The 26,506-nt window shown below is 59.3% G+C and carries 28 protein-coding genes and 1 riboswitch; of the genes, 26 read left to right on the top strand and 2 right to left on the bottom strand.

Annotated features, from left to right (window positions below; all coding sequences use genetic code 11):
* Nucleotides 1–7 precede the first annotated feature (7 nt).
* From Q4T40_19085 to Q4T40_19075, 3 genes are read left to right on the top strand one after another with little or no spacing between them, the layout of a single operon-like run.
* On the top strand, nucleotides 8–427 hold the full coding sequence (locus Q4T40_19085; GenBank protein MDT8903340.1) for a polymer-forming cytoskeletal protein: 420 nt from the start codon (nucleotides 8–10) through the stop codon (nucleotides 425–427).
* Between the two features lie 50 nt (nucleotides 428–477).
* Complete coding sequence (locus tag Q4T40_19080) at nucleotides 478–717, top strand: YkuS family protein (protein MDT8903339.1); 240 nt, start codon at nucleotides 478–480, stop codon at nucleotides 715–717.
* Between the two features lie 54 nt (nucleotides 718–771).
* Nucleotides 772–1,011 (top strand): YkuS family protein, encoded by a 240-nt coding sequence (locus Q4T40_19075; GenBank protein ID MDT8903338.1) that lies wholly within the window; start codon nucleotides 772–774, stop codon nucleotides 1,009–1,011.
* 20 nt (nucleotides 1,012–1,031) lie between these two features.
* Here Q4T40_19075 and yyaC read toward each other — a convergent pair whose 3' ends face one another.
* Complete coding sequence (gene yyaC, locus Q4T40_19070) at nucleotides 1,032–1,622, bottom strand: spore protease YyaC (protein MDT8903337.1); 591 nt, start codon at nucleotides 1,620–1,622, stop codon at nucleotides 1,032–1,034.
* A 131-nt stretch (nucleotides 1,623–1,753) separates the two neighbouring features.
* Here yyaC and selA point away from each other — a divergent pair, with 131 nt between their 5' ends.
* From selA to Q4T40_19010, 12 genes are all read left to right on the top strand, one after another.
* Nucleotides 1,754–3,148 carry an L-seryl-tRNA(Sec) selenium transferase gene (gene selA, locus Q4T40_19065; protein MDT8903336.1) on the top strand — a complete coding sequence of 465 codons (1,395 nt, stop codon included), beginning with the start codon at nucleotides 1,754–1,756 and terminating at the stop codon, nucleotides 3,146–3,148.
* Complete coding sequence (gene selB / locus Q4T40_19060) at nucleotides 3,145–5,025, top strand: selenocysteine-specific translation elongation factor (protein ID MDT8903335.1); 1,881 nt, start codon at nucleotides 3,145–3,147, stop codon at nucleotides 5,023–5,025. Before selA ends, selB begins: the two co-directional genes overlap by 4 nt.
* A 299-nt stretch (nucleotides 5,026–5,324) precedes the next feature.
* A complete protein-coding gene (locus tag Q4T40_19055) occupies nucleotides 5,325–6,431 on the top strand; it encodes a glutamate synthase (GenBank protein ID MDT8903334.1) in 1,107 nt (368 codons plus the stop codon).
* Nucleotides 6,419–8,056, top strand: a complete 1,638-nt coding sequence (locus Q4T40_19050; GenBank protein ID MDT8903333.1) for a glutamate synthase-related protein — start codon at nucleotides 6,419–6,421, stop codon at nucleotides 8,054–8,056. The genes Q4T40_19055 and Q4T40_19050 overlap by 13 nt, the downstream gene beginning before the upstream one ends.
* A 12-nt stretch (nucleotides 8,057–8,068) precedes the next feature.
* A complete protein-coding gene (locus Q4T40_19045; protein ID MDT8903332.1) occupies nucleotides 8,069–10,393 on the top strand; it encodes an FAD-dependent oxidoreductase in 2,325 nt (774 codons plus the stop codon).
* Nucleotides 10,394–10,990: 597 nt separating this feature from the next.
* Nucleotides 10,991–12,160, top strand: coding sequence for an ABC transporter substrate-binding protein (locus Q4T40_19040; protein MDT8903331.1), 1,170 nt, complete (start codon nucleotides 10,991–10,993; stop codon nucleotides 12,158–12,160).
* Nucleotides 12,161–12,629: 469 nt separating this feature from the next.
* A complete protein-coding gene (locus Q4T40_19035; GenBank protein MDT8903330.1) occupies nucleotides 12,630–13,520 on the top strand; it encodes a branched-chain amino acid ABC transporter permease in 891 nt (296 codons plus the stop codon).
* A gap of 9 nt (nucleotides 13,521–13,529) precedes the next feature.
* Nucleotides 13,530–14,492: a branched-chain amino acid ABC transporter permease gene (locus tag Q4T40_19030; protein MDT8903329.1), complete on the top strand. Its 963-nt coding sequence runs from the start codon at nucleotides 13,530–13,532 to the stop codon at nucleotides 14,490–14,492.
* Nucleotides 14,470–15,237, top strand: a complete 768-nt coding sequence (locus tag Q4T40_19025) for an ABC transporter ATP-binding protein (GenBank protein ID MDT8903328.1) — start codon at nucleotides 14,470–14,472, stop codon at nucleotides 15,235–15,237. The genes Q4T40_19030 and Q4T40_19025 overlap by 23 nt, the downstream gene beginning before the upstream one ends.
* Nucleotides 15,237–15,941: an ABC transporter ATP-binding protein gene (locus Q4T40_19020; GenBank protein MDT8903327.1), complete on the top strand. Its 705-nt coding sequence runs from the start codon at nucleotides 15,237–15,239 to the stop codon at nucleotides 15,939–15,941. Before Q4T40_19025 ends, Q4T40_19020 begins: the two co-directional genes overlap by 1 nt.
* A gap of 31 nt (nucleotides 15,942–15,972) precedes the next feature.
* Complete coding sequence (locus tag Q4T40_19015; GenBank protein MDT8903326.1) at nucleotides 15,973–16,623, top strand: CBS and ACT domain-containing protein; 651 nt, start codon at nucleotides 15,973–15,975, stop codon at nucleotides 16,621–16,623.
* Between the two features lie 188 nt (nucleotides 16,624–16,811).
* The gene (locus Q4T40_19010; protein MDT8903325.1) at nucleotides 16,812–17,744 is read left to right on the top strand and encodes a cation diffusion facilitator family transporter; all 933 of its coding nucleotides are present in this window, start codon (nucleotides 16,812–16,814) and stop codon (nucleotides 17,742–17,744) included.
* A 38-nt stretch (nucleotides 17,745–17,782) separates the two neighbouring features.
* Here Q4T40_19010 and Q4T40_19005 read toward each other — a convergent pair whose 3' ends face one another.
* Complete coding sequence (locus Q4T40_19005) at nucleotides 17,783–18,463, bottom strand: hypothetical protein (GenBank protein MDT8903324.1); 681 nt, start codon at nucleotides 18,461–18,463, stop codon at nucleotides 17,783–17,785.
* 139 nt (nucleotides 18,464–18,602) lie between these two features.
* On the opposite strand from Q4T40_19005, the gene selD reads away from it, so the two are divergent.
* The 11 genes from selD to Q4T40_18950 all read left to right on the top strand — a co-directional run bounded on the left by selD (nucleotide 18,603) and on the right by Q4T40_18950 (nucleotide 26,491).
* Complete coding sequence (selD, locus tag Q4T40_19000) at nucleotides 18,603–19,631, top strand: selenide, water dikinase SelD (protein ID MDT8903323.1); 1,029 nt, start codon at nucleotides 18,603–18,605, stop codon at nucleotides 19,629–19,631.
* Nucleotides 19,621–20,220, top strand: a complete 600-nt coding sequence (gene yedF / locus Q4T40_18995; protein ID MDT8903322.1) for a sulfurtransferase-like selenium metabolism protein YedF — start codon at nucleotides 19,621–19,623, stop codon at nucleotides 20,218–20,220. Before selD ends, yedF begins: the two co-directional genes overlap by 11 nt.
* Before the next feature lie 13 nt (nucleotides 20,221–20,233).
* Nucleotides 20,234–20,497, top strand: a complete 264-nt coding sequence (locus tag Q4T40_18990; GenBank protein MDT8903321.1) for a DUF3343 domain-containing protein — start codon at nucleotides 20,234–20,236, stop codon at nucleotides 20,495–20,497.
* Between the two features lie 2 nt (nucleotides 20,498–20,499).
* Nucleotides 20,500–21,327 carry a mechanosensitive ion channel family protein gene (locus Q4T40_18985; protein ID MDT8903320.1) on the top strand — a complete coding sequence of 276 codons (828 nt, stop codon included), beginning with the start codon at nucleotides 20,500–20,502 and terminating at the stop codon, nucleotides 21,325–21,327.
* Nucleotides 21,324–21,521 (top strand): DUF951 domain-containing protein, encoded by a 198-nt coding sequence (locus tag Q4T40_18980; GenBank protein MDT8903319.1) that lies wholly within the window; start codon nucleotides 21,324–21,326, stop codon nucleotides 21,519–21,521. Before Q4T40_18985 ends, Q4T40_18980 begins: the two co-directional genes overlap by 4 nt.
* Nucleotides 21,522–21,601: 80 nt before the next feature.
* Nucleotides 21,602–21,682: riboswitch (ZMP/ZTP riboswitch) on the top strand.
* 90 nt (nucleotides 21,683–21,772) lie between these two features.
* Nucleotides 21,773–22,006, top strand: a complete 234-nt coding sequence (locus tag Q4T40_18975) for a hypothetical protein (protein ID MDT8903318.1) — start codon at nucleotides 21,773–21,775, stop codon at nucleotides 22,004–22,006.
* Nucleotides 22,007–22,100: 94 nt separating this feature from the next.
* Nucleotides 22,101–23,207, top strand: a complete 1,107-nt coding sequence (gene ychF / locus Q4T40_18970; protein ID MDT8903317.1) for a redox-regulated ATPase YchF — start codon at nucleotides 22,101–22,103, stop codon at nucleotides 23,205–23,207.
* 450 nt (nucleotides 23,208–23,657) lie between these two features.
* Nucleotides 23,658–23,942: a 30S ribosomal protein S6 gene (rpsF, locus tag Q4T40_18965; GenBank protein ID MDT8903316.1), complete on the top strand. Its 285-nt coding sequence runs from the start codon at nucleotides 23,658–23,660 to the stop codon at nucleotides 23,940–23,942.
* A 15-nt stretch (nucleotides 23,943–23,957) separates the two neighbouring features.
* On the top strand, nucleotides 23,958–24,338 hold the full coding sequence (locus tag Q4T40_18960; protein MDT8903315.1) for a single-stranded DNA-binding protein: 381 nt from the start codon (nucleotides 23,958–23,960) through the stop codon (nucleotides 24,336–24,338).
* A 12-nt stretch (nucleotides 24,339–24,350) separates the two neighbouring features.
* A complete protein-coding gene (rpsR, locus tag Q4T40_18955) occupies nucleotides 24,351–24,584 on the top strand; it encodes a 30S ribosomal protein S18 (protein MDT8903314.1) in 234 nt (77 codons plus the stop codon).
* 320 nt (nucleotides 24,585–24,904) lie between these two features.
* On the top strand, nucleotides 24,905–26,491 hold the full coding sequence (locus Q4T40_18950) for a sigma 54-interacting transcriptional regulator (protein MDT8903313.1): 1,587 nt from the start codon (nucleotides 24,905–24,907) through the stop codon (nucleotides 26,489–26,491).
* Nucleotides 26,492–26,506: the final 15 nt, after the last annotated feature.

Raw genomic sequence — 26,506 nt, 5'->3', positions numbered from 1 at the left:
AAAGCTGATGTTTGGTAGCAGCAAGCGAGCCCCCGCATTCACCGATCAAATCGAAACCATTATCGGTCCCGCTACCCATGTCAAAGGCAACATCTCCGCTGGCGGAACCATCCGGGTCGACGGACAGGCGGAAGGCGAGATCACCGCTAAAGGCGACATCATCGTCGGTGAAACCGGCATCCTCCGCGCCCAGATCAAAGGACGCAGCGCCACCATCGCCGGAACTGTCCATGGCAACGTCGACGTGACCGACAAGCTTGAGCTGACGGCGAGCGCCAAGTTGTACGGCGACATCAAGGTCGGCGTTCTCATCATCGGTGAAGGCGCGATCTTCAAAGGCGCCTGCGAAATGCGCAACGGCAGCGACAAACCGGCCGAAGCGAGCAACCAGGCGCGAGAGCCAAAACCGAACCCAGCAAAAACTTGACAGGCATGAAAACGTCACCCCCGCAAAAAATAATTGCGGGGGTGTTATTTATGGCGCGGCTCGTGTCGGTAGAGCATGGCCTCGACCCGGTGAAGGAGCATCTGAGCAACCAGGGCTATCAGGTAGTGGACCCTGACGAATGGGTTAGGCCGGTGGAAGCGGTTATTTATCGAGGGGTACCCCTTGCAGCTTCGGAGCGAAGGGGTGTCGCGGAAAACACCGCGCTTGTCAACGCCGCCGGACTCACTCCCGAAGAAGTCGCTATGCAACTGGAGAATAAACTGGGCTGACAGCGCGGATAAAGAAAAACGAAACAGAGATACTATCAGCGGAGGTGGAGCGAGATGATCCAGGGAATCATCGCCGTAGAGCAGAATTTATCAGGTGTCATCGACTTGTTGGAAACCGAAGGTTACGAAGTGGTAGCCCTCGACAACACCGATCTCGACAGCGTTGACGCCATCGTTGTCAGTGGCGCAGACATCAACCTAATGAACATCCAGGACACTCTCACCGAAGTGCCGGTAATCAGCGCCGCCGGCAAAACGGCCGAGGATATCCTCGACGAAATCGACCGCTTGTAGCTACGACTACGAAAAGGGCATCAGCAGCTGCTGATGCCCTTTTCGTAGTCGTACAACCCGGTCGCCAGTCCGAAGGCGATAGCGTCGGCCATCTTCATGACCAAGTTCAGGCGAGTGCTCTGCAGCACAAGATGTTCCATGAACCCGCCAACGTTGACGATGCCGGTAATGCAAATATCGCCGACCGGCGGCAGGTCCTTGTTAACGGCCGCGCCAGGACGGAGCGGGCCGCGACCGACAGTAACGCAACCTACGCTCTCCAGTCGGCCCAGGCAGGCATCGACTGCCACGATATAAGGATTGCTAAACACCTTTGATATGCTTTGCAGGGAATCCGCCAGGTTAGTGGCGTGAACCGGGTCATCCAGAGTCCCGAAGATATGAGGATAGGTGTAGAGGGTCCGCAGCCTGCTGCCGGTGAGAGGGCCAAGAGCATCGCCGGTGGATCGGTCTGTGCCGATGCATAATATGACGACCGGCCGTCCCGAGGCACCCGCCTCTACCAACGCCGCGCGTACGGATGCGGCCAGATCCTGGCGGGCGAGGGGACTGCTGATACTGAATCTACGCTCACAATCCGGCGACGGAACATTGAAAATGCGGTTGAGCATATTGGCTCCTTGCTCAATGATGATACCAAAAGTATGTCTTTTTACGTCGCGATTTATTCCCCGACAGGAAAAGACCGGGCAATTTGGAATAATAATATATAATTAGGTAACTCCGCAACCAAGGAGGGTCTATGCAAACTCCGTCCGCCATAATGCGCCGTATACCGGCGATCGACCGGCTCCTTGCCGCCGCCGCCGCCTTTCCGGAACTTGCCGCTGTGCCCCGCGAGCTGCTAGTAGGCAGTCTGCGACAGGCCGCCGAAATCGTGCGCGGCGAAGCGCTTGCCGGCAAAGAAGTCGATACCACCCCCGCGGCCATCCTCGGCATCGCCCGCCGTCTTCTCGCCCACGCCGGTCAACCGAGCCTGCGGCGGGTAATTAACGCCACCGGCGTTGTCCTCCATACCAACCTCGGACGCGCTCCTCTCAGCAGGCGGGCCAGGGAGCGGGTCGCCGACGTCATGGCCGGCTACAGCACTCTCGAATACGACCTTGCCGGCGGTGAGCGCGGCAGCCGCTACAGCCACGTAGCCGCCCGGATTGCCGCTCTGACGGGCGCGGAGGATGTTATCGTCGTCAACAACAACGCCGCCGGCGTCATGCTCGTACTCTCTGCGCTGGCCCGCGGGCGCGAGGTCATCGTCAGTCGCGGTCAACTCGTGGAAATCGGCGGCTCGTTCCGTGTGCCCGATGTAATGGCTCAGAGCGGCGCCACCCTGGTCGAAGTCGGCACGACCAACAAAACCCACCTTCACGATTACGAGCGGGCGATTGGACCCAGCACCGCCGCCATTCTCAAGGTACATACCAGCAACTACCGCATCGTCGGGTTCACCGCCCAACCCGAGGACGGCGCCCTTGCCACACTCGCCCGGCAGCATGGGCTGCCGCTAATCGAAGACCTTGGCAGCGGCACCATTCGCCCGGTTGAGGCCGATGGGTGGCGCGAACCGGCTGTATCCGAGCGACTGGCCGCCGGCATGGATATCGTCACCTTCAGCGGGGATAAGCTTTTCGGCGGCCCCCAGGCCGGCGTCATCGCCGGCAAAAAGGAACTTGTCGATACCCTCCGCCGCCACCCCCTGCTGCGAGCCATCCGTGTCGACAAGCTCACCCTCGCTGCCTTCGAGGGAACTCTGCTTGATTATCTGCTCGGCGAGCCCGAACACGATATCCCCGTGCTGTCTATGCTTCAGGCCGGCGAAAGGGAACTGGCCGACAAATCGGCCGCGCTCGCCGGCCTGTTGGGCGACCTGCCAGGCTGGCGGGCGGAGGTCGTCCCCCTCGTCTCCCGCGCCGGCGGCGGCGCTTTGCCGGCGGTCGACCTTCCTGGCTGGGGCGTTAGGGTCCGCCCGGAGCGCCTGAGCGCCGATGCCGCCGAAGAAAAACTGCGGCTGCGTGCCCTGCCCATCATCGTCCGCGTCAAAGACGACTGCCTGCTCTTCGACGTGCGATGCCTTGCGCCTGAAGATCTGGCGGAGATCTGCGGCGCCCTTGAGGCGCTGGCCGCCGAGGCGGCGCTATGAAATATGTAATAATCGGCACGGCCGGTCACGTAGACCATGGCAAGACCGCCCTGATAAAAGCCCTCACCGGCACGGACACCGACCGCCTGAAAGAAGAAAAGGCGCGCGGCATATCCATTGACCTTGGTTTTGCCTCCCTGTCCCTCAGCCCCGACATAACCGCAGGCGTTGTCGATGTTCCGGGACACGAGCGGTTTCTCAAAAACATGCTCGCCGGCACCGGCGGCATTGACCTTGTCATGCTCGTCATCGCCGCCGACGAAGGCGTCATGCCCCAGACCCGCGAGCACCTTGCCATGCTCAGCCTTTACGGCGTCAAAAGCGGCGTCGTGGTGATAAATAAAATCGACAAAGTCGATGCCGACTGGCTGGCACTGGTCGAAGAAGACATCGCCGCCGTCCTCGCCGACACCTTCCTGGCCGCCGCTCCCCGCCTCCGGGTCTCGGCCGTTACCGGCGAGGGCGTGGCAGAGCTTCGCGAAGCTCTGCAAGCAGCGGCCGCCCTACAGCCGGCCAGGGATAGCCAGGCCCCCTTCCGCCTTTGGGTCGACCGAGCCTTTTCTGTAAGGGGCTATGGCACCGTCGTTACAGGCTCCGCCTTGAGCGGCACCGCAGCCGTCGGCGACAGCCTGCGGCTCTACCCGTCCGGCAGCCTGGTCAGAATCCGCGGGCTTGAATGGCATGGCAGCAAATGCGGGCAAGTCTATGCCGGCCAACGGGCGGCTATCAACGTTAGCGGTGCGGATGGCGAAACGGTCGAGCGGGGTATGGTACTCAGCGCCCCCTGTCGCGGACAGATCAGCGACAAATGGGATATAGTCGCCGACTGGCGGGGCGAGGTCGCTTCCGGCACCCGCATCCGCCTCCATCTCGGCACAGGCGAATTTCTTGCCCGCGTTCACTACTTCAAGGACTGCGAACCGCGCTTTGCCCGTCTGATCCTCGAATCACCGCTCGCCGCCGGGCTTGGCGACCGCGGTATCATCCGGCTTTATTCGCCCCAACATCTGCTCGGCGGCGCGACCCTCGTCGCCCCAAGCGCCAACAGTCGGCGACTGCGGCCTGCTCGCCGGGCCTTGGCCGAAGCCCTTGCGGGAGGAGATGAATCTGCCGTGCTGGACGCCATCGTCGCCGACTTCGGTCAGCCGGTGCAGGGTGACGATATCAGGCGCGCCAGCGGCTATATAAAGGACGCTACCGTCAGCGCCATCCTGGATGCGCTTATCGCTGCTGGCTCCATCATCCGACTGGGCGAGCATTACCTGGCCACCAACGTCCTCGCCTCTTTGGGCGAACGCCTGACAGGCGTTCTTAGCGACTGCCACCGGGAGCATCCCGACCGGCCCGGACTGGCAAAGGAAATCCTCCGCCAGAGGCTCGGCCTCAAGGAGCGGGCGTATGAAGAAATTCTGAGCTACTGGCAGGCTCAGGGCGTCATTGCCATCAGCGGCGCCGACGTAGCCCTCAAGGACTTCGCCAGTCGCCACAGCGACTGGCGTCAGGATCTCGCCGCCCGCGCCGAGCAGGTGCTCGACGGAAGCGGCCTGGCGGGAATAGACTGGCAGGTTATCGCTGAGAAAATGTCTCTCCCGGCTGACAAAGCACGCGCTGCTCAGGATATTTTAGTGCGGCAGGGCATACTTGTCCGTGTAGGCGAAATACTTGTATACAGAAAAACAATTCAATACATTGCGAAGCTTATCCAACAGCACTTTGCTGACAACCCTACCCTAACAGTGGCACAACTTCGCGACCTTCTTAACACTTCCCGCAAGGTTGCCCTGCCGCTTATCGAATACCTCGACTTGCATAAATATACAATACGTGACGGCGATAATCGCCGTCCTGGGCCAAAACTCCGCGATTTATCAGAATAAACTTTATATTATTTTGCATATTGACAGCAAATATACTCCTTTCTATAATTAGTGTTAACAAAGCAGTATGACTGCGCAGGACAATTGTCCGTGAGGGAGTGTGCCTAGGGTTCCGCGCCAACGGCGGCCTGGACCGAGCGGCACAGACGCTGTCGGCGTTACACCGTGGGGATAAAATACCCGGCGGAAGGTCCCGGAGAGGCTGGGATCTTCGCCGGTTTTTATTTTGCAATATTTGGTCGAAGGTATTGGCTACTAGAGAGATTTGCTATTAATTTGTTTGGAGAGAGGTGGCCTACATGTGCCGAATAGGCGCGATCAAAAGCAAGGTTGCGTTTCACCCGTCGCAAGCCCTGCGCCTGATGCTCCCGCAACAGGAGGGACACGACAACTCGGGGTTCGCCATGGTGATGCAGGACCTTGAAGGCGTTTTCGGCCAGTACAAAGACAAGCCGCTGCTGTCGCTGGCCTGCACCCAGAAGGGCGCGCAAATGGTCGAAAACTACATGGAGGCACACAACTTCACCCGTGCCTACGAGTGGGTGCCGAAGCTCAACCGCAAGCCCGGGCTCGACATCAAGGCCATGCCCCACTACATCTTCCGTTGCTATGACTATCCCGAGCAGTATCAGAACGCCGCCCAGGCAGCCAAAGAAGAACTGCTTCTCGACACCCGGCTGGCCCTCAGGGCGATGCTGGAAAAAGAGGACCAGGGCTATGCCTTCTCTTTGTGGCCGGACGTGTTAACCCTAAAAGAGATTGGCGACCCTCGCGACATAGCCGTTTACTTCCGCCTCTGGGACGACAGCGGCGAACTGATGGCCAAGAACGTCGTCGTCCAGTGCCGCCAGAACACCAACTACGAAATCGTCCGCTACGCCGCCCACCCCTTCTTCATCCAGGGTTACACCCTGTGCGCCAACGGCGAGAACACTTTTTACACCAAGAACAAGGAATATCAGAAATCGCTCCACCGCGGCTACATCGGCTTCGAGTCCGACTCGCAGAATTTCCTTTATACCCTCCACTACGTTCTTCACCAGCTCAAGTGGCCGATCAAATACTATAAACACGTCGTCACCCCCCTGCCCTTCGAAGAAATCGAGAAACGGCCCGACAAAGCCGAACTCAAGCTTATCCGCCAGTCGCTCGGCCACCTGGAGATCAACGGGCCCAACACCATCATCGGCATGCTCCCCAATAACAGCCTCATAACCTGCTGCGACTCCAAAAAACTGCGGCCGGTCGTCATCGGCGGCGACGGCACCACCATCGCCATTTCCTCCGAAGTCTGCGGTCTCAACGTTGTCGTGCCCGACCGCGACCCCGCATGCGACGTCTACCCCGACGAGCGGGAAGTCGTCGTCATCACTCCCGACCTGGAGGTGCAGCGATGGAAACAGTAACGAAAACGCAGGACGTAACCTTTAACGACCTGCCGTGGAAAATAGAGTACAGTCCCGAGCGCTGCACGATGTGCGGCAGCTGCGTCGCCGCCTGTACCTTCAAGGCCATCGAGGCCGCGGTGGAGCGTCGTTCGGTCACCATCTCCACCGCCCATGTTCCCGAACCCACCCAGACCCACCGGGCTATTCCCGTCATTAAGCAGAAAAACAGCGTCGCCAACTTCTGCCGGGGCTGCGGCATGTGCGAGAAAGTCTGCCCCAACCGGGCCATCCGCCCGGTACGCAACGACGACTCGCGTCTCAACCTGCTCGCCCGCGGCGGCGGCAACCCCATCAAAAGAGGCGGCCGCAACAACCTCATTAAGGAGCGGACCCTCGACAAAATCGTCATCGGCCGCATCTCCCAGATGACCGACCCCTCGCTCGACTCCGAGCGCCACACCTTCGACATCCTCGCGCCCTTCGGCCGCGTGCTGCTGCCCGGCGAGCTGCCGTTCTCCATCGACGACGGCGACCTGAAGTTGTCCGACTGGACGCCGCCCGTACGCTGGATTTACCCCGTCATCTTCAGCGACATGTCGGTTGGCGCCCTCTCCACCCGGGCGTGGGAAGCCGTCTGTCTCGCCACCGCCTATCTCAACGAAAAATACGACATGCCTGTGCGCATGTGCTCCGGCGAAGGCGGCATGCCGGTCCAGTTGATGAAATCCGAATACCTCAAATACATGATTATCCAGATCGCCTCCGGCCATTTCGGCTGGAACCGCATCATCAAAGCCATGCCCCACATGAAGGTCGATCCGGCCGGCATCCTCATCAAAATAGGCCAGGGCGCAAAACCGGGCGACGGCGGCCTGCTGCCCGCCGCCAAGGTTGCCGAGCACATCCAGGCCATCCGTGGCGTGCCCAAGGCCGACCTCCTCTCCCCTCCCAACCACCAGGGGCTTTACTCCATCGAAGAATCGGTGCAAAAAATGCACATGTCCCTCAACGCCGCCTTCAAATTCCGTGTTCCCGTCGCCATCAAATGCGCCGCTTCGGCCACCTCGGTGTCCGTCTACAACAACCTCCTCCGCGACCCCTACAAGATCTGCGGCGGTTTCTTCCTCGACGGCATCCAGGGCGGCACGGGCGCAGCCAACGAAGTGTCGCTCGACCATACCGGGCACCCTGTTGTCTCCAAAGTCCGCGAATGTTACATCGCCGCGGTCAAACAAGGCCGCCAGGGCCAGATACCGTTGTGGGCCGGCGGCGGCCTCGGCCTCACCGGCAACGCCGCGGCCGACGCCTTCAAAATGATCTGTCTCGGCGCCAACGGCGTCTTTCTCGGCAAACTGCTCATCCAGCTGTGCGGCTGCATCGGGAACGAAGAAAGCCGCTGCAACGCCTGCAACACCGGTCTCTGCCCCACCGGGATCTGTACCCAGGACCCCCGCCTCGTCAGGCGCCTCGACGTCGACAAAGCCGCTCAGAACATCGTCGACTACATGCTGGCCCTCGACGCCGAAATCAGGAAAATGATGGCCCCCATCGGCAACAGCTCTCTGCCGGTCGGCCGCTCCGACGCCCTCGTAACCACCGACAAAGCCATCGCCGACAAACTGGCGATACAATATTCATGCTAGGAGGGACGCGTAGTGTTTAAGATCAAGGCCTTTGAAGGCAACGACCGGATGCCTACGCAGGACCTCCTGCAGGCAATCAGCAACGCCCTCGCCGAAGGCGAGACCGAATTCCACATCGACGCCGCCGGCCAGCACGACATCGGCGGGCCGCTCTGGCATCCCGAAGGCAAACCGCTAAGATTCTTTGTCACAAACCCCGGCCAACGCGTCGGCTCAATGTGCATGGAAGGCACCGAAATCATCGTCGACGGCCCCGCACCGGCCGACGTCGGCTGGCTCAACGCCGGCGGACGCATCATCGTCAGGGGAGACGGCGGCGACACCAGCGCCCACTGTGCCGCCTCCGGCTCCGTGTACGTCGGCGGCCGCGTCGGCACCCGCTCCGGCTCGATGATGAAACACGACCCGCTCTACGCCCCGCCCGAATTCTGGGTGTTGAAAAGCTGCGGCTCTTTCTCGTTCGAATTCATGTCCGGCGGCATAGCCGTAGTCTGCGGCGTCGACAGCGAAAACCTCGACTCGGTTCTCGGCGACCGGGCCTGTGTCGGCATGGTCGGCGGCCGGCTCTACTTCCGCGGACAGGCCGCGGGCCTGTCCGCCAAAGATGTCAAGGTGCTGCCCCTTGACCGGGACGATATCGCCTACTTGGCCGGCACGATGGACGACTTCCTCGGCGGCATCAACCGCCCGGAGCTCAAAGGAACCCTCTCCGCCTGGGACGAATGGCGGAAAGTCGTGCCCCTCACCTACGACGAACGGCCGAAAAAAGTCAACACAGACATCCGCGCTTTCCGCACCACCGAATGGGTGCCTGGCGGCATCTTCGGCGACGTTTCGAGCGATGATCTTGCCACAGTCGGTCTCGTGGCCACCGGCATCAACCGCCAGCGCGTGCCCCAGTGGGAAAACGCCCGCTATGCCGCCCCGTGCGAGTATAACTGTACTGCCTCCATCCCCTCCCAGCAGCGTTTCAACCTCCTGCGGGACGGAAAAATAGAAGAAGCCTATCGCCTCATTCTCGAATACACCCCCTTCCCCGCCTCCATCTGCGGCGCCGTATGCCCCAACCTCTGCATGGATGATTGCACCCGTCAGCAGGTCGACCTCTCCGCCCAGATCGGCCTTCTCGGCCGCTACTCCGCCGACACGTTGGTCGCGCCGCCCGACGCCAAAACCGGCAAAAAGGTTGCCGTCATCGGCGGCGGCGCAGCCGGCCTTACCGCCGCCTGGCACCTCGCCCGCCAGGGCCACCGCGTGACCGTCTACGAAGAAAACGCCGCCATGGGCGGAAAAATGGAGCAAGTCATCCCCCGCGGCCGCCTGCCCCAGGAAGCGCTTCGCAAAGAACTTGCCCGTATCGAAAGCCTTGGCGTCGAGTTCCAAACCGGCGTTCGCGTCGACAAAGAAAAATTCGCCGCCCTGCGCGCCGCCAGCGATGCCGTTGTCGTCGCCACCGGCGCCCACGTGGCGCGGGTCATCCCCTGGCCGGGCCACGAACGCATCGTAAAAGGGCTTGACTTCCTAAAAGCGGTCAACCGTGGCGAAAAGCCGGCCGTCGGAAAGCGCGTCATCGTCATCGGCTGCGGCAACTCCGGCATGGACGCCGCTGTTGGAGCATACCAAATGGGCGCCGAGGAAGTTACCTGCATCGACATCCAGGCCCCGGCCGCTTTCGCCAAGGAGATCGCCCATGTCGAGGAACTGGGCGGCAAGCTTCTCTGGCCGGTCGAGACCAAGGAAATCACCGCCGAAGGCATAATCCTCAAAAATGGCGACCTCCTTCCCGGCGATACCGTCATCATTACCATCGGCGAAGCCCCCGACCTCGGCTACCTGCCGGCGGAAATAACTCTCGAGCGTGGCTGCCTGAAGCCGGCCGATGACTACTCCGTCGCTCCCGGCATATTTACCGCCGGCGACACCATCCGGCCCGGGCGCCTGGTCGACGCCGTCGCCGCCGGCCGTCAGGCCGCGTTTGCCGTGAGCGCATACCTCACCGGCGGCGGCTACCAGCCTGAGAAAAAGCAGCGTATCCCCGCCGGGCAGCTCAGCACCGCTTACTTCAAAAAGTGCCACAGCTGCGACCTGCCTTCTCCCGGCGACGACTATCTGCGCTGTATCAGCTGCGGCACCTGCCGCGATTGCCACATGTGCCTGAAGTCCTGTCCGGAAAACGCCATCACCCGCGTCGCGTTAGCGGGCGGAGGTTTCCAATACGTCAGCGACAGCGCAAAATGCATCGGCTGCGGCATATGCGCCGGGGTTTGCCCATGCGGCATATGGACGATGTACGATAACGCCGAGCCGATCAATATGTACAAAACCTATAAAGCCTAAGGCGCAGTTGCCTGCATTTCGTTCGCGGCGCTCGGCGATCGTCTGTGTAACCGTGTACACGGCTTTCCGCCCGGCCCCGCCGGCGGAAGGCAGGCATTTGTCTTTAGGGGAGAGTTTTCCTGTCTTTGCGGTAATGTCAACGGGCCGACGCGAATATTTGTGGAAATAAGTGGAATGAGAGGCAGGAATCTTTCCATGCGTGCCGAAAATTATCTACATTCTCCAGGTGTATGGCGACAGTTGTGTTCTACACAAGGACATGGGGCAACGTATTGTCGCCAAAATGTTGTTGACAGGCTGGAAACAGTACACCTATAATAAAACACAAAGACAAAAATCCCCGCCATGTGTACCATGGGCGGCAGAGTTGCCGCCAGCCACCGGAGGCCTAACCAGTTTCGGGATACACCGCAGGCGGAAAAAGGCTTGTGAGAAGTCCTCCCCGGAGGGCTTCTTTCTAGGCTTTTTCATATTATCAAGATCCTGTATCAACGGAGGGGGGAAGGGGAAAACCGATTTCTCAAGGGTAGGGGGAACTAAAGTATAATTTGGTTTTTGGTTTAATTAAGAACGCGTATTTGAGAAGGAGGAATTCAGGTGTCCAAAAAGTGGCTTACACTCGTAGCCCTGGCCTTAGTAGTCACCATGGTTGCCGTTCTCGCCGGCTGCGGCGGCGGCAGCGCTCCCGCCAAATCGGCGACCATCAAGGTAGGCGCCAACTTCGAAATGACCGGTGGGCAGGCGACGTTCGGACAATCGTCCGTCAACGCCGTTAAACTACTCTTCAAGCAGATCAACGCCGCCGGCGGCGTCAACGGCAAGAAGCTAGAACTTGTCGTCGCCGACAACAAATCCGAACCGGCCGAAGCCGCCAACGCCATGACCAAGCTCCTCACCCAGGACAAAGTCGTCGCCGTTGTCGGTCCGGTCACCAGCTCCGACGTTTTGGCTGCAAGCCCGATCGCCATGGACAAGAAGGTTCCTGTTGTCTCCAACAGCGCCACCAACCCGAAAGTAACCGTCGAGAACGGCAAAGTTAAAGACTTCGTCTTCCGCGCCTGCTTCCTCGACCCGTTCCAGGGCACGGTCGCCGCCAACTTCGCCGCCAAATCCCTCAAGGCCAAGACCGCCGCCGTATACGTAGACATGAGCTCCGACTATGCCAAAGGCCTGGCCCAGTTCTTCGAAGAAGCCTTCACCAAGGCCGGCGGTAAGATCGTAGCCAAGGAAGCCTACCAGCAGAAAGACACCGACTTCCGCGCCGCCCTCACCAAGATCAAGGCCGCTAATCCCGAAGTAATCTTCAACCCCGGCTACTATCAGGAAGTCGGCATGTTTGTCAAGCAGGCCCGTGAACTCGGCATTACCGTGCCCCTGATGGGCGGCGACGGCTGGGATTCTCCCAAGCTCGCCGAAATCGCCGGCGCCAAAGCGCTTGAAAACACCTTCTTCGTAAACCACTACGCCGCCGACTCCAAGGACCCCGACACCATCAAGTTCGTCGAAGCCTACAAGAAAGAATACGGCCAAACCCCTGACGCCCTGGCCGCTCTTGCCTGGGACGCCGCGCTGATGGTCGTCGAAGGCATCAAGAAAGCCGGTCCCGATGACTCCGTCAAAATCAAGGATGCCATCGCCCAGACCAAGAACCTCAAAGGCGTAACCGGCACCATTAACCTGAATGCCAACCATGACCCTGTCAAGAGCGCCGTCATTATCGCCTTGAAAGATGGCAAAATGGTATTCAAGGAAACTGTCAATCCCTAATCGGTACATCGTCGTAGTGCAAGGGGATAAGGACTTGTCCTTATCCCCTTTCTTACGCACCTATGCACCCCCAAACCCTAGTACACCACCAGGAGACAAATATTAAAAAATCCGCGTCACGAAGTATTGACAGGCCTGGAAGGTCTCCCTATAATATACACTGTGGATAACATATGATGGTCCAAAGGCGGACGATTGTCCTTGGCTGGAGGACCGCGCGAAGAGTGTATATGGGGCGGATGCCGGCCTGCCGCGGGCCGGTGACTGCCCTCGTCGTTTCTAAGGAGACCTGCATGCCCGCATCGCGGACCGCGACTACACGAGGAGCTCCAACGACAACTCTTGGAAAACAACGGTTGGCCCTCGGCCTTTGCGGGGGAAAACCTTTGGACATATAATGTCCTTGTCATCACCGATTCAGGCGGCAGCGGACGCCGCACCGACAATAACTACGATAAGGAGGGAGCGCATGGATTCATTCCTTCAACAGTTCTATCAACAGTTGGTAAACGGTATTTCCCTTGGCAGCATTTATGCGCTTATCGCACTCGGCTACACCATGGTTTACGGCATCATCCGTCTCATTAACTTTGCCCACGGCGATGTCTACATGCTGGGTGCCTATGTGGCGTTCTTCGCCACAACGTTCTTGAAACTGTCCTTCTTCCCCGCCCTCATCGTTGCCATGGCGGTTTCCGCTCTGGTGGGCGTCACCATCGAACGGTTCGCCTACCGTCCACTCAGGAACGCGCCCAGGATCGCCGTTCTTATTACAGCCATCGGCGTCTCCCTGTTCCTTGAGTACGGCGGGATGCTCGTCGTCTCGCCTCAACCCCGCACCTTCCCCGCCCTTCTTCCCACCGAGATTTATAACCTCGGCGGCGTAGTAATAAACAGCTATCAGATCATTATCCTCGTCGTCTCGCTCATCCTGATGGCCATCCTTACCTACATTGTCCACCGCACGAAAATCGGCAAAGCCATGCGCGCCGTCTCTTTCGATAACGATACCGCCCGCCTCATGGGCATCGACGTCGATCGCGTAATCTCGTTCACCTTCGCCATCGGCTCAGCCCTGGCCGCTGCGGCCGGCGTACTCGTCGGCATCTACTACAACTCCATCGACCCGCTTATGGGCATCATGCCGGGACTTAAGGCATTTGTTGCCGCGGTCCTGGGAGGCATCGGCATACTTCCGGGGGCAATGCTGGGTGGCGTCATAATGGGCGTCGTCGAGGCTATGGTCAGCGGTTTCATATCCTCCACCTTCCGCGACGCGGCCGCCTTCGGCATCCTGATCCTCATCCTTCTTTTCAGACCCTCCGGTCTGCTCGGCAAATACGTCCGGGAGAAAGTGTAGGTGACCGGCATGCGAGAAAAAACGAAACACGACCTCCGGCTGCTTTTACTCGGCATTGTCGTCTACGCGGCAATCCAAACCCTCATCTCGATCGGCTTCATCCAGGACTACTGGGAACGTAACATAGTCTACGTCTGTATAAACGTTATTCTGGCCACCAGCCTCAACCTCATCAACGGCATCACCGGCCAATTCTCCATCGGCCATGCGGGCTTCATGGCCGTAGGCGCGTATGTAGGCGCAATCATGACCGTCAAACTCGGCCTGCCCTTCATCGTGGGCATCATCGCCGGCGCCCTCGGCGCCGCCGTACTCGGCTTTATCATCGGCCTGCCCACCCTCCGCCTTACCGGCGACTACCTCGCTATCGCCACCCTCGGCCTCGGCGAGATAATCCGCATCACCATCCTCAACATACCCTACGTGGGCGGCGCCTCGGGCTTCATGGGCATCCCCAAGCTTACCAACTTTACCTGGGCCTTCTTCCTGATGCTCTTCGTTCTCTTCTTTATCAAAAACTTCGTTAACTCCACCCACGGCCGGGCGTGCATCTCCATCCGCGAGAACGAGATTGCCGCCGAAGCCATGGGGGTAGACACCACCAAATACAAAGTCCTCGCCTTCACCCTCGGCGCCGCGTTCGCCGGCGTGGCCGGGGCGCTTTTCTCCCATTACACCTATATCGCCCACCCTGCCTCCTTCACCTTCATGCGGTCCTTCGACATCCTCACCATGGTCGTTCTCGGCGGCCTTGGCAGCATGAGCGGTTCAATCGTCGGCGCTATCTTCTTCACCGGGGTGTCGGCCTTCTTCGCCGATTGGCCCGAATGGCGGATGGTCATCTACTCGCTCCTGCTCATCTCCTTAATGCTCTTTAGGCCCCAGGGTCTGTTCGGCAACAAGGAACTCAGCCTCAAAATGTTCGGACGCTTGATGGGAGGTGAACGGCGTGACACTGCTAAAGGTAACTAACCTGTCCAAGTCCTTCGGCGGCCTGCGCGCCGTCTCGTCCTTCAACATGGCCATCGAGCCGGGCGAACTGGTTGGCCTTATCGGCCCCAACGGCGCCGGCAAAACAACGGCCTTTAACCTCCTGACCGGCGTTTACGATCCCACCGAGGGGCAAATCGAAATCGACGGCAAAAACGTTGTCGGTCTCAAACCGTATCAGATAACCCAGCGCGGAGTCGCCCGAACCTTTCAGAACATCCGCCTGTTCAGCGAACTATCCGTCCTCGACAACGTTAAAATAGCCTACCACTTCCACGTCAAATACGGCCTCCTGGAGACGGTTTTGCGCCTCGGCCGTTATCACGCCGAAGAAGAAAGCCTCGACCAGAAGGCACTTAGGTTCCTGGAAATCTTCCAGCTTGCTCACCGGAAGGACGAAATCGCCAAAAACCTACCCTATGGCGAACAACGCAGGCTTGAGATCGCGCGCGCCCTCGCCGCCCAGCCCAAGCTCCTCCTGCTCGACGAGCCGGCTGCAGGCATGAATCCCCAGGAAACCCAGCAGCTTATGGACATGATTCGCTGGATTCGCAAGGAGTTCGGCCTCACCATCCTCCTCATCGAGCATGACATGAGCCTGGTTATGGGCGTCTGCGAACGCATCTATGTTCTCGACTACGGCAGCATCATCGCCCAGGGCACGCCGGCCGAGATCAAAAACAACCCGCGGGTCATCGAGGCTTACCTCGGCGAGGAGGTGCACTGATGCTTAAGATCGACGATATCAACGTTTACTACGGCGCGATCCATGCCCTCAAAGGCATCAGCCTGGAAGTGTCCGAAGGCGAAATCGTTACCCTCATTGGCGCCAACGGCGCCGGCAAAAGCACCACCCTTCGCACCATATCGGGGCTTCTCAAGCCCAGGACCGGACATCTGACCTTCGAAGGCCAGAACATCGCCGGCCTGCCCGCCCAGGAGATCGTCAAAAAGGGCATCTGCCACGTGCCCGAAGGCCGCCGCATCTTCGCCAACATGTCCGTTCTCGAAAATCTCGAGCTTGGCGCGTATACGCGCTCGGACAGCAAAGGCATCGCCGAGGACATGGAAGCCGTTTTCAAACGCTTCCCCCGCCTACGCGAGCGCAAGACCCAGGTCGCCGGCACCCTTTCGGGCGGCGAGCAGCAGATGCTGGCAATCGGTCGCGCTCTCATGAGCAGGCCGCGCCTCCTGCTGATGGACGAACCCTCCATGGGACTCGCCCCGTTGCTGGTTAAAGAAATATTTGCTATCATTAAGGAAATAAACGCCAGCGGCACCACCATTCTCCTGGTCGAACAGAACGCCAACATGGCGCTCTCCGTCGCCCAGAAGGCTTACGTGCTCGAAACCGGGCGAATCACCCTTTCCGGCACCGCAAAAGAGCTGGCCGAGAGCGAAGCGGTCCGCAAGGCGTACCTCGGCGGCTAACGCAACCAAAAAACAGCGAGGAGAGATGGCCATGTTCGTCTCCAAACGGATGACCCCCAATCCGGTGACTATTCCTCCGACCATGACGGTTACCGAAGCCACCAACCTCATGAAAAGCAACAACTTCCGCCGCGTCCCCGTCGTCGACAACGGCAGGCTCGTCGGCATCGTAACCGACCGCGACCTGCGCGCCGTCGCGCCGTCGCCGGCTACCACCCTGTCCGTCTTCGAAATCAATCACCTTCTTGCCAAAATGCTTGTCAAGGAAATCATGAAATCCCCGGTCATCACCATCGGCGCCGACGCCACCATCGAAGAGGCTGCATTGATGATGTACACCCATAAAATCGGCGGCTTGGTGGTCGTAGACGCCGCCGGCGCGGTTGCCGGCATCATCACCGAGACCGACATCTTCAAATGCCTCGTTGACGTAATGGGGCTGACGGAAGGCCGCACCCGCCTGACGTTCGAATTCGACGACAAGGTCGGCGTCCTGGCCGACGTCGCCGCCGTCTTCAAGGAACTGGGCATCAACATCCTCAGCATGGCCACCTACAACACCGAAGACGGCCGGGCCGAAATGGTCATCCGCGCCGACGTCAAGGACGCCAAGGTCCTCGTCGACCGGCTGACGGCCATTGGTTATCCCGTCACCCATCTAGTGCAGATAGGCAACGACTGACCAAGCAGTGGATTTACACCGTCGCCCCCGTATGGTAATATAATGAAATAAGGATCAGGCGGCCGGCGACAGCCGGCGCGGCCGGGCAAAGGCAGCAGGCATAGCCTGTGGGACCACAAGTCCTGCAGGCTTTTGTTTTTTGGGGCTGTGGCAAACGCTTATCTGCGGATAGCGGGAGTAATCAGGTCATGGCAGCCGGAGCTTTTTGGCCGGCGGCGCGCATAATATTACTGGGGGGGGTTATTTTGGATCACAATACCTTAAAACAGAATACCGCCCGGTTGTCGATTTTTTCAAACACGGCGCTGGTTATATTCAAACTCGCCGTCGGCCTGGCTGGCGGCGCTGTCAGTATCGTATCCGAAGCCGCCCATTCGGCCGTCGACCTCATCGCCGCCCTCATCGCCTACTTCGCAGTCCGCAAGGCGGCGAAGCCGCCCGACGAACACCACGCTTACGGGCACGGCAAAGTGGAAAGCCTGTCCGCCGCCATTGAGGCGGCCCTTATCGTGCTAGCCGCATTATGGATCGTTTACGAGGCGGTGGATAAACTCACTGCCGGCCATACTCCGGCCTACCTGGAATACGGCATCGCCGTAATGGCGGTATCGATCCTCGTCAACTGGTATGTATCGGGCAGGCTGATGAAAGTCGCGCATGAAACCCGTTCCCACGCCCTCGAGGCGGACGCCCTCCACCTTAAAGCCGACATCTGGACTTCGTGCGGGGTCCTAGGCGGCCTAGTAGTCATAAAAATCACCGGCCTAACCTGGCTCGACCCGGCAATCGCCATCGTCGTCGCCGCCTTCGTTTTCAAGGCCGGGTACGACATGACGAAAAAAAGCCTTTACGAGCTTACCGACGTTAGCCTGCCGCCGGAAGAGGAAGAAATAATCGCCAACATCCTCACCGCTCACCCCGCGATCCTCGCTTTCCACCAGCTAAGGACGCGGCGGTCCGGCAGCCTGCGGCTTATCGACGTCCACGTAATCCTCCGCCGCGATATGCATCTTGACGCTGCGCACGCCGTCTGCGACGAGGTCGAGGCCTCGCTGGAAGTCAGCCTGTCGCCGTGCGAGGCAACGATTCACCTCGAGCCGTGCACCTGCCCCGACAAATAGCTGCGGTGCCTTAACGACAGCGCGTCGGCAGACGCGCTTCATCTCTTCAGCCGCCGTGGCCTGAGCGGGTTGCAATCACGGCGCGCAGCGGACCCTTTCCGTTTTTTTTCGGCATTATCAGCAACCTCGTTAGTATCGGAGGCTGACTTTGCCGGAGGGGCCGGCACGCCTTCTTCGGCTGATACCGGCACGAAGCAGGGCGGTGTGAACGGCGGCTCCGGCGGTATTGGCGGCGGGGGCGGGGGCGGCGGTACGTAGCAGGAGGTAGCAAAGGTATACGGCGGTCCCCCCGGCGGCGTGCAGGGAGGCACCGGTCCTACCCCACGCAGGCGTTCTTGCGCCCGGCGCACCACTTCGAGCACGAGGATTTCCTCCGCCACCAAGTGCGGAGTATCAGCGACGTCAAACCTGTTCGCCAGCAGGCGGAAAATATCCACCGGCGCGCAAGTTACAGCTAAAAGCTCGCTGCTGAACGCGATTTTACAGCACAGCAAATCGATGATGATATCGATTAGCACGCCGCTGCGGTCGAACCTTTCGATCGCCCGGGCTACCGCGTCAGGGGTCACCCCGGGTATGCGGTGAGTCTCCTCCGCCGCCCCGACCAGCAGCCGATATGAATTTACCAGGGATACGTAATTCGGAACGATCGCGTTAACGTCGGCGAGAAGAGTGTCGATGATCGTCTGGGAAACGGCATCGGTCGAAGTAGTCGCCACATCGCCACCTCCTGCTGTCAGACTACATCTATTTTATGCACAGGGAACAAAAAAGGATTTTAGCGCCCGCTGGTATAAATAACTGTGGGGATAGGCAATAATTGCCTTGAGCCGAGACCACCGGAAAGGGGGTAATGGAATGGTCAAACTCACCAAATACACCAACAGCGGCGGCTGAGCGGCCAAGATAGGGCCGGGAGCCCTGGCGCACGTGCTGCGCCATTTGCCGCAAAGCAATGACCCGCGACTGCTGGTCGGCACAGCTACCGCCGACGACGCCGGCGTATACCTGCTGGACGACCACACCGCCCTGATCCTCACGGTGGACTTTTTCACCCCGATCGTCGACGACCCGTATACCTTCGGCCAGATCGCCGCCGCCAACGCCCTCAGCGATGTCTACGCCATGGGTGGCCGGCCGCTTACCGCGCTTAACATCGTCGCCTTCCCCGCATGCGACCTTGCCGGGGACACACTGCCCGCCATCCTGAAGGGCGGCTACGACAAAGTCGCCGAAGCCGGCGCCGTCATCGCCGGCGGCCACACCATCGACGACACCGAGCCCAAATACGGCCTCAGCGTGACCGGCCTCGTCCATCCCGAAAAAATCTGGACCAACGCCGGCGCCCGCCCGGGCGACGCTCTCGTGCTCACCAAACCCCTCGGCACGGGCGTTCTCGCCACAGCCGCCAAGGCCGACCTCTATCCTGCCGGCGTCGCCGCCTCCATCCAGACGATGGCCACCCTCAACGCCAATGCCGCCCAGGCGGCAACCGGCTTTACCATCCATGCCTGCACCGATATTACCGGCTTTGGGCTCCTCGGCCATCTTTTCGAAATGGCCGGCGCCAGCGGCGTGCGCGCTGAAATCGCCAGCTCCGCCCTGCCACTGCTGCCCGACGCAGCCGACGCAGCCGCCATGGGCCTCGTTCCCGCGGGCGCCTATACCAACCGCAGCTACCTCACCGCCGTCGATTTCGCCGACGACGTACCCGAGAGGCTTCGCGACCTGTGCTTCGACCCGCAGACCTCCGGAGGACTGCTTTTCGCCCTTCCGGAGGCCGAGGCCGCTTCCCTGCTCGCCGCCCTTAAGCAAGCGGGCGTCAACCATGCCGCCCGCATCGGTCACCTGATCGCCCGAGGGAAAGGAGAAATCCATGTCTACTGACATCGATGCCCGCGGACTTGCCTGTCCGCAACCGGTCATCGCCACAAAAAAAGCACTCGACGCCATGGCTGAAGGCGTCGTCACCACTTTCGTCGACAACCTCGCCGCCAAGGAAAACGTCGTAAAATTCGCCGTCGCCAGCGGCTGCGGCGTCAGCGTCCAAGAACAGGACGGCCACTACCGCATCCGCATAACCAAAGGCGCGCCTGCCGCCGCTCAGGGTAATTCGGCCGGCGAGGCGGCAGTTTGTCCGGCCGGGGAAACCGTCTACCTCATCACCAAAGACACCTTCGGCCATGGCAGCGACGACCTCGGCGCCATTCTGATGAAATCCTTCTTCTTCACCGTTCGGGAAAGCGAGCCGTTGCCCAAGGCCATCCTGTTCGTGAACGGCGGCGTCCGGCTTGCTGTGGCCGGGTCGCCCGTCCTCGACCATCTCGGCGCCCTGGCCGCCGCCGGCGTCACCGTACTGTCCTGCGGCACCTGCCTAGACTTCTTCGGTCTCAAAGACCAGTTGGCGGTCGGCGGCGTCACCAACATGTACTCCATCCTCGACCAGTTGGCCGCCGGCAAAGCCGTCACTCTGTAAAATGACGTCTGAGATGCAATACGACCTGCTGTTTACCTTCATCTCCGTCCATGACGCCGTCCGGGCGGAACATCTGCTCGCCGGCGCGGGGCTTGAGACAATCGCCCGTCCGACCCCGCGGGAAATCGACCTCAGTTGCGGGCAAAGCCTGTTGCTGAAAGGTGCGGACCAGGCAGCCGCCCTCGAAGTCCTCGCGGCCAACGCGGCCCGCTGGAGCCTGCTTTACCGTCGCCTGTCAGACCGCGTGTGGGAGAAAATCCGCGAATACGGAGAGTAAGCATGGAGAGCATTTTCAAATCCGGCCTGATGTACGTATTCGGCTACAAAGGCGCGCGCATCATCGCCATTGTCGTTGTCGCCGTTCTCCTCGGCCGCCTGAGCGGACTGGTCGTCGACCGCCTTTTCCATCCGCCCGAGGGAGCGAAGAAGTTTCTTGAAGAGAAAAGGGCCCGCACCCTCAGCGCCCTGCTCAAGACCATTATCCGTTACACGCTCTACTTCCTGGCGGCTATCCTTATTCTGCAGGAATTCAGCATCGACACCACCTCCATAATCGCCGGAGCGGGTGTCGTCGGCCTTGCCCTGGGTGTCGGCGCCCAGGGGCTCGTAAAAGACTTCATCACCGGCTTCTTTATCATCTTCGAAGACCAGTTCGCGGTCGGCGACTACATTGTCAGCGACACCATGGCCGGCACCGTCGAAGAACTGACCTTCCGGGTCACCAAGCTGCGCGACGCCAGCGGCGTTCTCCACATCATCCCCAACGGCGTCATCTCCCGCGTCAGCAACTACACCCGCGGTCAGATGCAGGCGGTCATAAATATCCCCGTCGCCTACGAAGCGGATATCGACAAGGTCATCGCCCTTCTCGGCGAGGCGGCCGGCGAAATCGCCCGCATGCCCGAGGTCCAGGAAGGACCGAAGATAATCGGCGTCGTCGACCTCCGACCCGGCGAAGTCATCGTACGCGTCGTGGCAAAAACCGTTCCCCTCGAACAAGTCAAGGTCGAGACCGCTTTTCGCCATAAAACCAAGATTTTGTTCGAGCAGGCCGGAATACCGGCGCCGGGGCTGCTGCTGCCCGGCAGGCAGGGAGGAAAAGCATGACCGTCCATTATGAAATCGGCGACATCGTGAAAATGAAGAAAACCCATCCCTGTGGCTCGGACCAATGGGAGATAACCCGCACCGGCATCGACTTTGGCCTCAAATGCCTTGGCTGTGGCCGCCGGGTTATGATTGCCCGCCCCAAATTCGAAAAGGCGGTCAAAAACATCGTTCCCCGTGAAGCCGGCAAATAGGGCCCGTGGGTCACGCTGCTCGCCTGGACTGGTATTGACGGCCTCGGCTCACGCCGGGTATAATAGATCCAGAATCGAATACCCCAATACGGAACTGGCGGATCAGTGGAATCAACCACAGGGGACCGTATTGCAGACAGCCGACCGCCTGGGCAGGATACCTTCGGCCCAGGCGTTTTTTATTTGTTTTCCGCCGCCGGGCCGCGCAAGGAGTCCTTCTTTCACAATTACTCAAGGAGGGATATCCGCTCATGCTTACAACCTGTCCGGAATGCGGGAAATACACCGTCGAAACCCCCTGCTACCACTGTCTCGCCGCCGAACGCGACCGCTACCGCCGCCTTGCCGGAGCCAACGTTGCTACCCTTATCGGTGAGCGCGACAAGTACAAGCGCCTCTATGAAATGGCGATGGACACTTGCCCGCGCTGCCGGGAAAACTGTGTCATCCGCAGCCTCAGCGTACCCAAAGCAGCCGGCGGATGACTATTGCATTCTTGCGGGGGATATTCTACAATTAACTGAGAAAAAAACGCGGAGGCTGTCCGGGTACAGCCTCTAAAGTTAAGGTGGAATATTCATGAGTACCAACCTCGAAGTAGGCATATTAGGCCTTCCCAACGTCGGCAAGACCACCCTCTTCAACGCTCTAACCAAGGCCGGCGTAGCCGTCTCCAGCTTTGTGTCCGGGGGAATCGAGCCCAACGTCGGCGTCGTCGACGTGCCCGACCCGCGGCTTGCAGCCCTGGCCGCCATGTACAAGCCCAAGAAAATTACCCCCACCAAAATGCAGTTCGTCGACATCGCCGGCCTCGGCCAGGGCGCATCCAAGGGCGCCGGCCTCGGCAACAAATTCCTTTCCCACATCAGGCAGGTCGACGCTGTCATCGAAGTTGTCCGCTGCTTTACCGACCCCGGCGTCATGAACGCCGACAGCGAGCCCAACCCGCTTGCCGACATCGACATCCTCAACACCGAACTGTGTCTCGCCGACATCGAGACACTGGAGAAACGCGCCGAGCGACTGCAGAAAATGGCCAAAGGCGGCGACAAGCGCGCCCAGGCCGAACTCGAACTCGCCGCCCGTCTCAAGGCCTCCCTCGAAGAAATAATTCCGGTCCGCCAGGTAATCGGCGGCGAAGACGAAATCGCCCTGGTGCGTGAACTCAACCTCCTCACCCTCAAACCTATCCTTTATGTAGCCAACATCAACGAAGCCGACGCCGCCGACCCCGACGCCAGCCCCTACTTCCGGGCCGTCAAAGAACACGCCGCCAAAGCCGGGGCCGAGGCGATCGCCGTCTGCGCCAAACTAGAAGCCGAAATCGCCGAACTGTCCGACGAAGAAGCGGCCGCCTTCTTGTCGGAGATGGGCCTCAGTGAAGCGAGCCTCGACAAAGTTATCCGTGCCAGTTATAAACTCCTCGGCCTCATCACCTTCCTCACCGCCGGCGAGCCGGAGGTGCGGGCCTGGACCATCAGCCGCGGCACCAAGGCCCAGAAGGCGGCCGGCAAGATCCACAGCGACATCGAGCGCGGCTTTATCCGCGCCGAACTCGTCGCTTATAACGACCTCATGGCCGCCGGCAGCTACAGCGCCGCCAAGGATAAGGGAACGGTCCGCCTGGAAGGCAAAGAATATATAATGCAGGATGGTGACGTAGTCCACTTCCGCTTCAACGTATAATCCCGGCCGTTGATAAGACCCCATCTGCGGCGTTGCTCCTCGCCGACTTGCTGGCGTATGCTCCGAAGGCGCGTTGCGGCGGCGTCTGCGGTGCGCCTAGCATCAGGGGCCATCTACACGGCCTCACGCCTTACTAATCAGGGCTGCTAAAAAGCGGGGCCAAACAGGCCCCGCTTTTTAGCCTTTTTCTTTGCCAAGCGCCCCTAGTAACAAAGAATTTTTCGTTTATACCAAGCTGTCGCGACAGAATATCGCTACCATCGACACATAGTAACAACTATTGCGGGGCTTACACCATGTGGCCGGCGAAAATAGTTTGGTCGCTTTTCTTGCATTAGCGATAAATTTGGTGCTATAATATACTGGTCTAATGAGACAGGTTTCAAATTAATATTTGAACCTTCCCTGCTCCCTCACGGGGGCCGAAAGTCCAAAGGAGGAGGTGGTTTCATGAAGAAGTATGAAGTCATGTACATCGTGAAGCCGTTGGAAGAAGAGGCTGTCGAGGCGGTTGTCGCCAAATTCGAGAACCTCATCAAGAACAACGGTGGCACGATCGACAAGGTCGACCGCTGGGGCAAACGCCGCCTGGCGTTCGAACTCAAAGACTTCAACGAAGGGATTTACTTCGTGGTCTACTTTACCGCCCCGGCCGGCGCCGTCGCCGAGCTGGATCGCGTGATGAAGATTACCGACGAAATCCTGCGCCACATGGTTGTCAAACAGGAAGATTAGGCCAGGAGGATAGCTATGAACAAGGTCATTCTGGTCGGACGTCTAGCCCAGGATCCCGAGGTGCGCTACACCCAAAGCGGCAAAGCGGTGGCGTCCTTCACCATTGCCGTCAACCGGTTCGCCGGCGGCGGACAGAAGGAAGCCGATTTTATCCCCATCGTCGCCTGGGAAAAACTCGCCGAGACCTGCGGCAACAACCTCACCAAGGGGCAGCGAATTCTCGCCGAAGGCCGCCTGCAGATCCGCTCCTACGAAACCAATGACGGGCAAAAGCGCCGCGTAGCGGAAGTCGTCGCCCAGAACATCGAGTTTCTCGAGCGCAAGCAGCCCGCCGAAGACAAGGAAGCCACCCCGTTTGGCGGTCAGGTATTTCCGGAAGAAGAAATTCCCTTTTAAAGGAGGTTTAGCATGAAACGCGATGGAAAAGGCCGTAAGCCGAAGAAAAAAGTATGCAGTTTCTGCGTGGACAAAGTAGCGTCCATTGACTATAAAGACGTTCCCAAGCTGCGCCGCTACACCACCGAGCGCGGCAAGATCCTGCCCCGCCGCATCTCGGGCAACTGCGCGAAACATCAACGGCAATTGACAGTATCGATCAAAAGAGCGCGTAATATGGCGCTGCTGCCGTTCACTGCCGAATAAAGCACATAAAACCCCAGAAGCATTAATGCTTCTGGGGTTTTTAAATAGTTGACATGCATGCCTCCCTTGCTTCGTCCGCTGGTTCGCGCCTAAGGAAGACATTGGCCGGGAAGTCGCCACACGGTATACCGGCGGGGGTTGCCGGTTGACTATTTTACAAATAATAAAAAGGAAATCGCTGGACAAAGACGAAGCTGATATAAGCGAATCAGAGCATGCAAAACATAGAAAGCAGCAGCACGCTCGCGAAAGCGCCATACTGCCAAAGGACGCTGATTATCAATCATTGAGGTGCAACAATGTCTGTATCGCTTGAGACTTTGATTACGGCGCTGCCGTTTATCGCTCGCATCACCGGCGGCTATGCGACGGTGACCGATAAGACGGGAATACGCATCCGCACCTTCGATTCCTTAGGCAAAGAGATCGAAGCATGGCGGGGAACTTTGTTCGAACTGGCGAAAGCCGCCGGGGAAAGCGGCCAGGTGCGCACCGGGCCTTCCGAGATCATCGAAGGCGCGGAAGCCTGGGCCTTGCCGCTCGGCGATTACGTGATCGCGTCAAGCAACCTGGAACGCATCCAACGCGAACAGGAACTGCAGGACTCGCTGAATCTGGCGCTGCCGTTCATTGCCCGCGTCGCCGGCGGCGAAGCCGTGTTGTTCGACGAAAATGGCAAGCGGACCGCCAGCGTGAACTACGATGGCCAGCCCAACACCAGCTTCATCGGCAAGATAAGTAATGCGGCGCAAAAGGCGATGCAAACCGGCCGCCCGGTCATCGGCGAGTCAATGTCAGCCCATGGCGCCATCGGGGTACGCATCCCCATTACCCCGCGGTTCGGGTTCGGGTTTAACAACGAACATGGCGTGCTGCGTCAGCAAAAATTACTTGAAGAAGTAAAGAAATTCCAATATGCCCGCTACAACTTCACCGATATTGTGGGCACGAGCGTGGAAATCCAAAAAGTTAAAAGCATGGCTCAGTATGTCGCCAACGGGATTTCATCGATCATCATCCTGGGCGAGACCGGCACCGGCAAAGAACTGTTCGCCCAATCCATCCACAATTGCAGCGAACGACGCAGCAAGCCCTTCATCGCGGTAAACTGCGGCGCTTTGCCGACATCGCTCATCGAAAGCTATCTGTTCGGCTATGAGGAAGGCGCTTTTACCGGCGCTAAAAAATCCGGAAGTTCAGGCGCCTTTGAGCAGGCGAACGGCGGCACCCTCTTCCTCGACGAGCTCGGCGAAATGGACATCAACTTGCAGAGCAAACTGCTCCGGGTCTTGCAGGAGCGGGAAGTGACTCGCATCGGCGGCTCCAAACCGATCCGCATCGACGTAAGAATCGTCTCGTCCACCAATCGCGATCTGGCCGAAATGGTTGCTGCCGGCACTTTCCGCCAAGACCTCTACTACCGGTTGAACGTGGTTCAGCTTAAAATCCCGGCGTTGCGGGAGCGTCCCGAGGATATCCCGGCGCTGATCAAAACAATGATCAGCCGGTACAATCACCTGTTGGGCAAATTCGTGACAAGCATATCGGATGAGAGCATCAAACGGTTGAGGGAACATACCTGGCCCGGCAACGTCAGGGAACTGCAAAACTGTCTTGAATACGCCATCAACATCATTGGTATCAATGAAAATGTGTTGGAGCTGACCCATTTCCCCCAATACATCCAGAACCTGTCCGCCCCAAATTCCATTCCGCGTATCGAAACATTAGCCGAAGCTGTAAGGCTGGCGGAACGGGACGCCATTATGCGGGCGCTGGCCCTTTCCGGCCAATCAAAAAAAGCCGCCGCGCACCGATTGGGAATCAGCACGACCACACTTTGGCGCAAGCTGGTAGAAACAGGGCTTGAAAGCGGCCCCGGTTCCTTAAAGAACGAGAAACCGTAAACCGTTGGAGGAAAC

Source organism: Selenomonadales bacterium 4137-cl, assembly GCA_032334055.1.
Taxonomy (GTDB): domain Bacteria; phylum Bacillota; class Negativicutes; order Sporomusales; family UBA7701; genus Anaeroselena; species Anaeroselena agilis.
This window is presented reverse-complemented; position numbering and strand designations above follow the sequence as displayed.

What these genes read in the sequence shown, in the direction of transcription:
- Q4T40_19085 (MDT8903340.1), top strand. Translation starts at nt 8, where the DNA reads ATGTTTGGTAGCAGCAAGCGAGCCCCCGCATTCACCGATCAAATCGAA.
- Q4T40_19080 (MDT8903339.1), top strand. Translation starts at nt 478, where the DNA reads ATGGCGCGGCTCGTGTCGGTAGAGCATGGCCTCGACCCGGTGAAGGAG.
- Q4T40_19075 (MDT8903338.1), top strand. Translation starts at nt 772, where the DNA reads ATGATCCAGGGAATCATCGCCGTAGAGCAGAATTTATCAGGTGTCATC.
- yyaC (MDT8903337.1), bottom strand. Translation starts at nt 1,622, where the DNA reads ATGCTCAACCGCATTTTCAATGTTCCGTCGCCGGATTGTGAGCGTAGA.
- selA (MDT8903336.1), top strand. Translation starts at nt 1,754, where the DNA reads ATGCAAACTCCGTCCGCCATAATGCGCCGTATACCGGCGATCGACCGG.
- selB (MDT8903335.1), top strand. Translation starts at nt 3,145, where the DNA reads ATGAAATATGTAATAATCGGCACGGCCGGTCACGTAGACCATGGCAAG.
- Q4T40_19055 (MDT8903334.1), top strand. Translation starts at nt 5,325, where the DNA reads ATGTGCCGAATAGGCGCGATCAAAAGCAAGGTTGCGTTTCACCCGTCG.
- Q4T40_19050 (MDT8903333.1), top strand. Translation starts at nt 6,419, where the DNA reads ATGGAAACAGTAACGAAAACGCAGGACGTAACCTTTAACGACCTGCCG.
- Q4T40_19035 (MDT8903330.1), top strand. Translation starts at nt 12,630, where the DNA reads ATGGATTCATTCCTTCAACAGTTCTATCAACAGTTGGTAAACGGTATT.
- Q4T40_19030 (MDT8903329.1), top strand. Translation starts at nt 13,530, where the DNA reads ATGCGAGAAAAAACGAAACACGACCTCCGGCTGCTTTTACTCGGCATT.
- Q4T40_19020 (MDT8903327.1), top strand. Translation starts at nt 15,237, where the DNA reads ATGCTTAAGATCGACGATATCAACGTTTACTACGGCGCGATCCATGCC.
- Q4T40_19015 (MDT8903326.1), top strand. Translation starts at nt 15,973, where the DNA reads ATGTTCGTCTCCAAACGGATGACCCCCAATCCGGTGACTATTCCTCCG.
- Q4T40_19010 (MDT8903325.1), top strand. Translation starts at nt 16,812, where the DNA reads ATGGCAGCCGGAGCTTTTTGGCCGGCGGCGCGCATAATATTACTGGGG.
- yedF (MDT8903322.1), top strand. Translation starts at nt 19,621, where the DNA reads ATGTCTACTGACATCGATGCCCGCGGACTTGCCTGTCCGCAACCGGTC.
- Q4T40_18990 (MDT8903321.1), top strand. Translation starts at nt 20,234, where the DNA reads ATGCAATACGACCTGCTGTTTACCTTCATCTCCGTCCATGACGCCGTC.
- Q4T40_18985 (MDT8903320.1), top strand. Translation starts at nt 20,500, where the DNA reads ATGGAGAGCATTTTCAAATCCGGCCTGATGTACGTATTCGGCTACAAA.
- Q4T40_18980 (MDT8903319.1), top strand. Translation starts at nt 21,324, where the DNA reads ATGACCGTCCATTATGAAATCGGCGACATCGTGAAAATGAAGAAAACC.
- Q4T40_18975 (MDT8903318.1), top strand. Translation starts at nt 21,773, where the DNA reads ATGCTTACAACCTGTCCGGAATGCGGGAAATACACCGTCGAAACCCCC.
- ychF (MDT8903317.1), top strand. Translation starts at nt 22,101, where the DNA reads ATGAGTACCAACCTCGAAGTAGGCATATTAGGCCTTCCCAACGTCGGC.
- rpsF (MDT8903316.1), top strand. Translation starts at nt 23,658, where the DNA reads ATGAAGAAGTATGAAGTCATGTACATCGTGAAGCCGTTGGAAGAAGAG.
- Q4T40_18960 (MDT8903315.1), top strand. Translation starts at nt 23,958, where the DNA reads ATGAACAAGGTCATTCTGGTCGGACGTCTAGCCCAGGATCCCGAGGTG.
- rpsR (MDT8903314.1), top strand. Translation starts at nt 24,351, where the DNA reads ATGAAACGCGATGGAAAAGGCCGTAAGCCGAAGAAAAAAGTATGCAGT.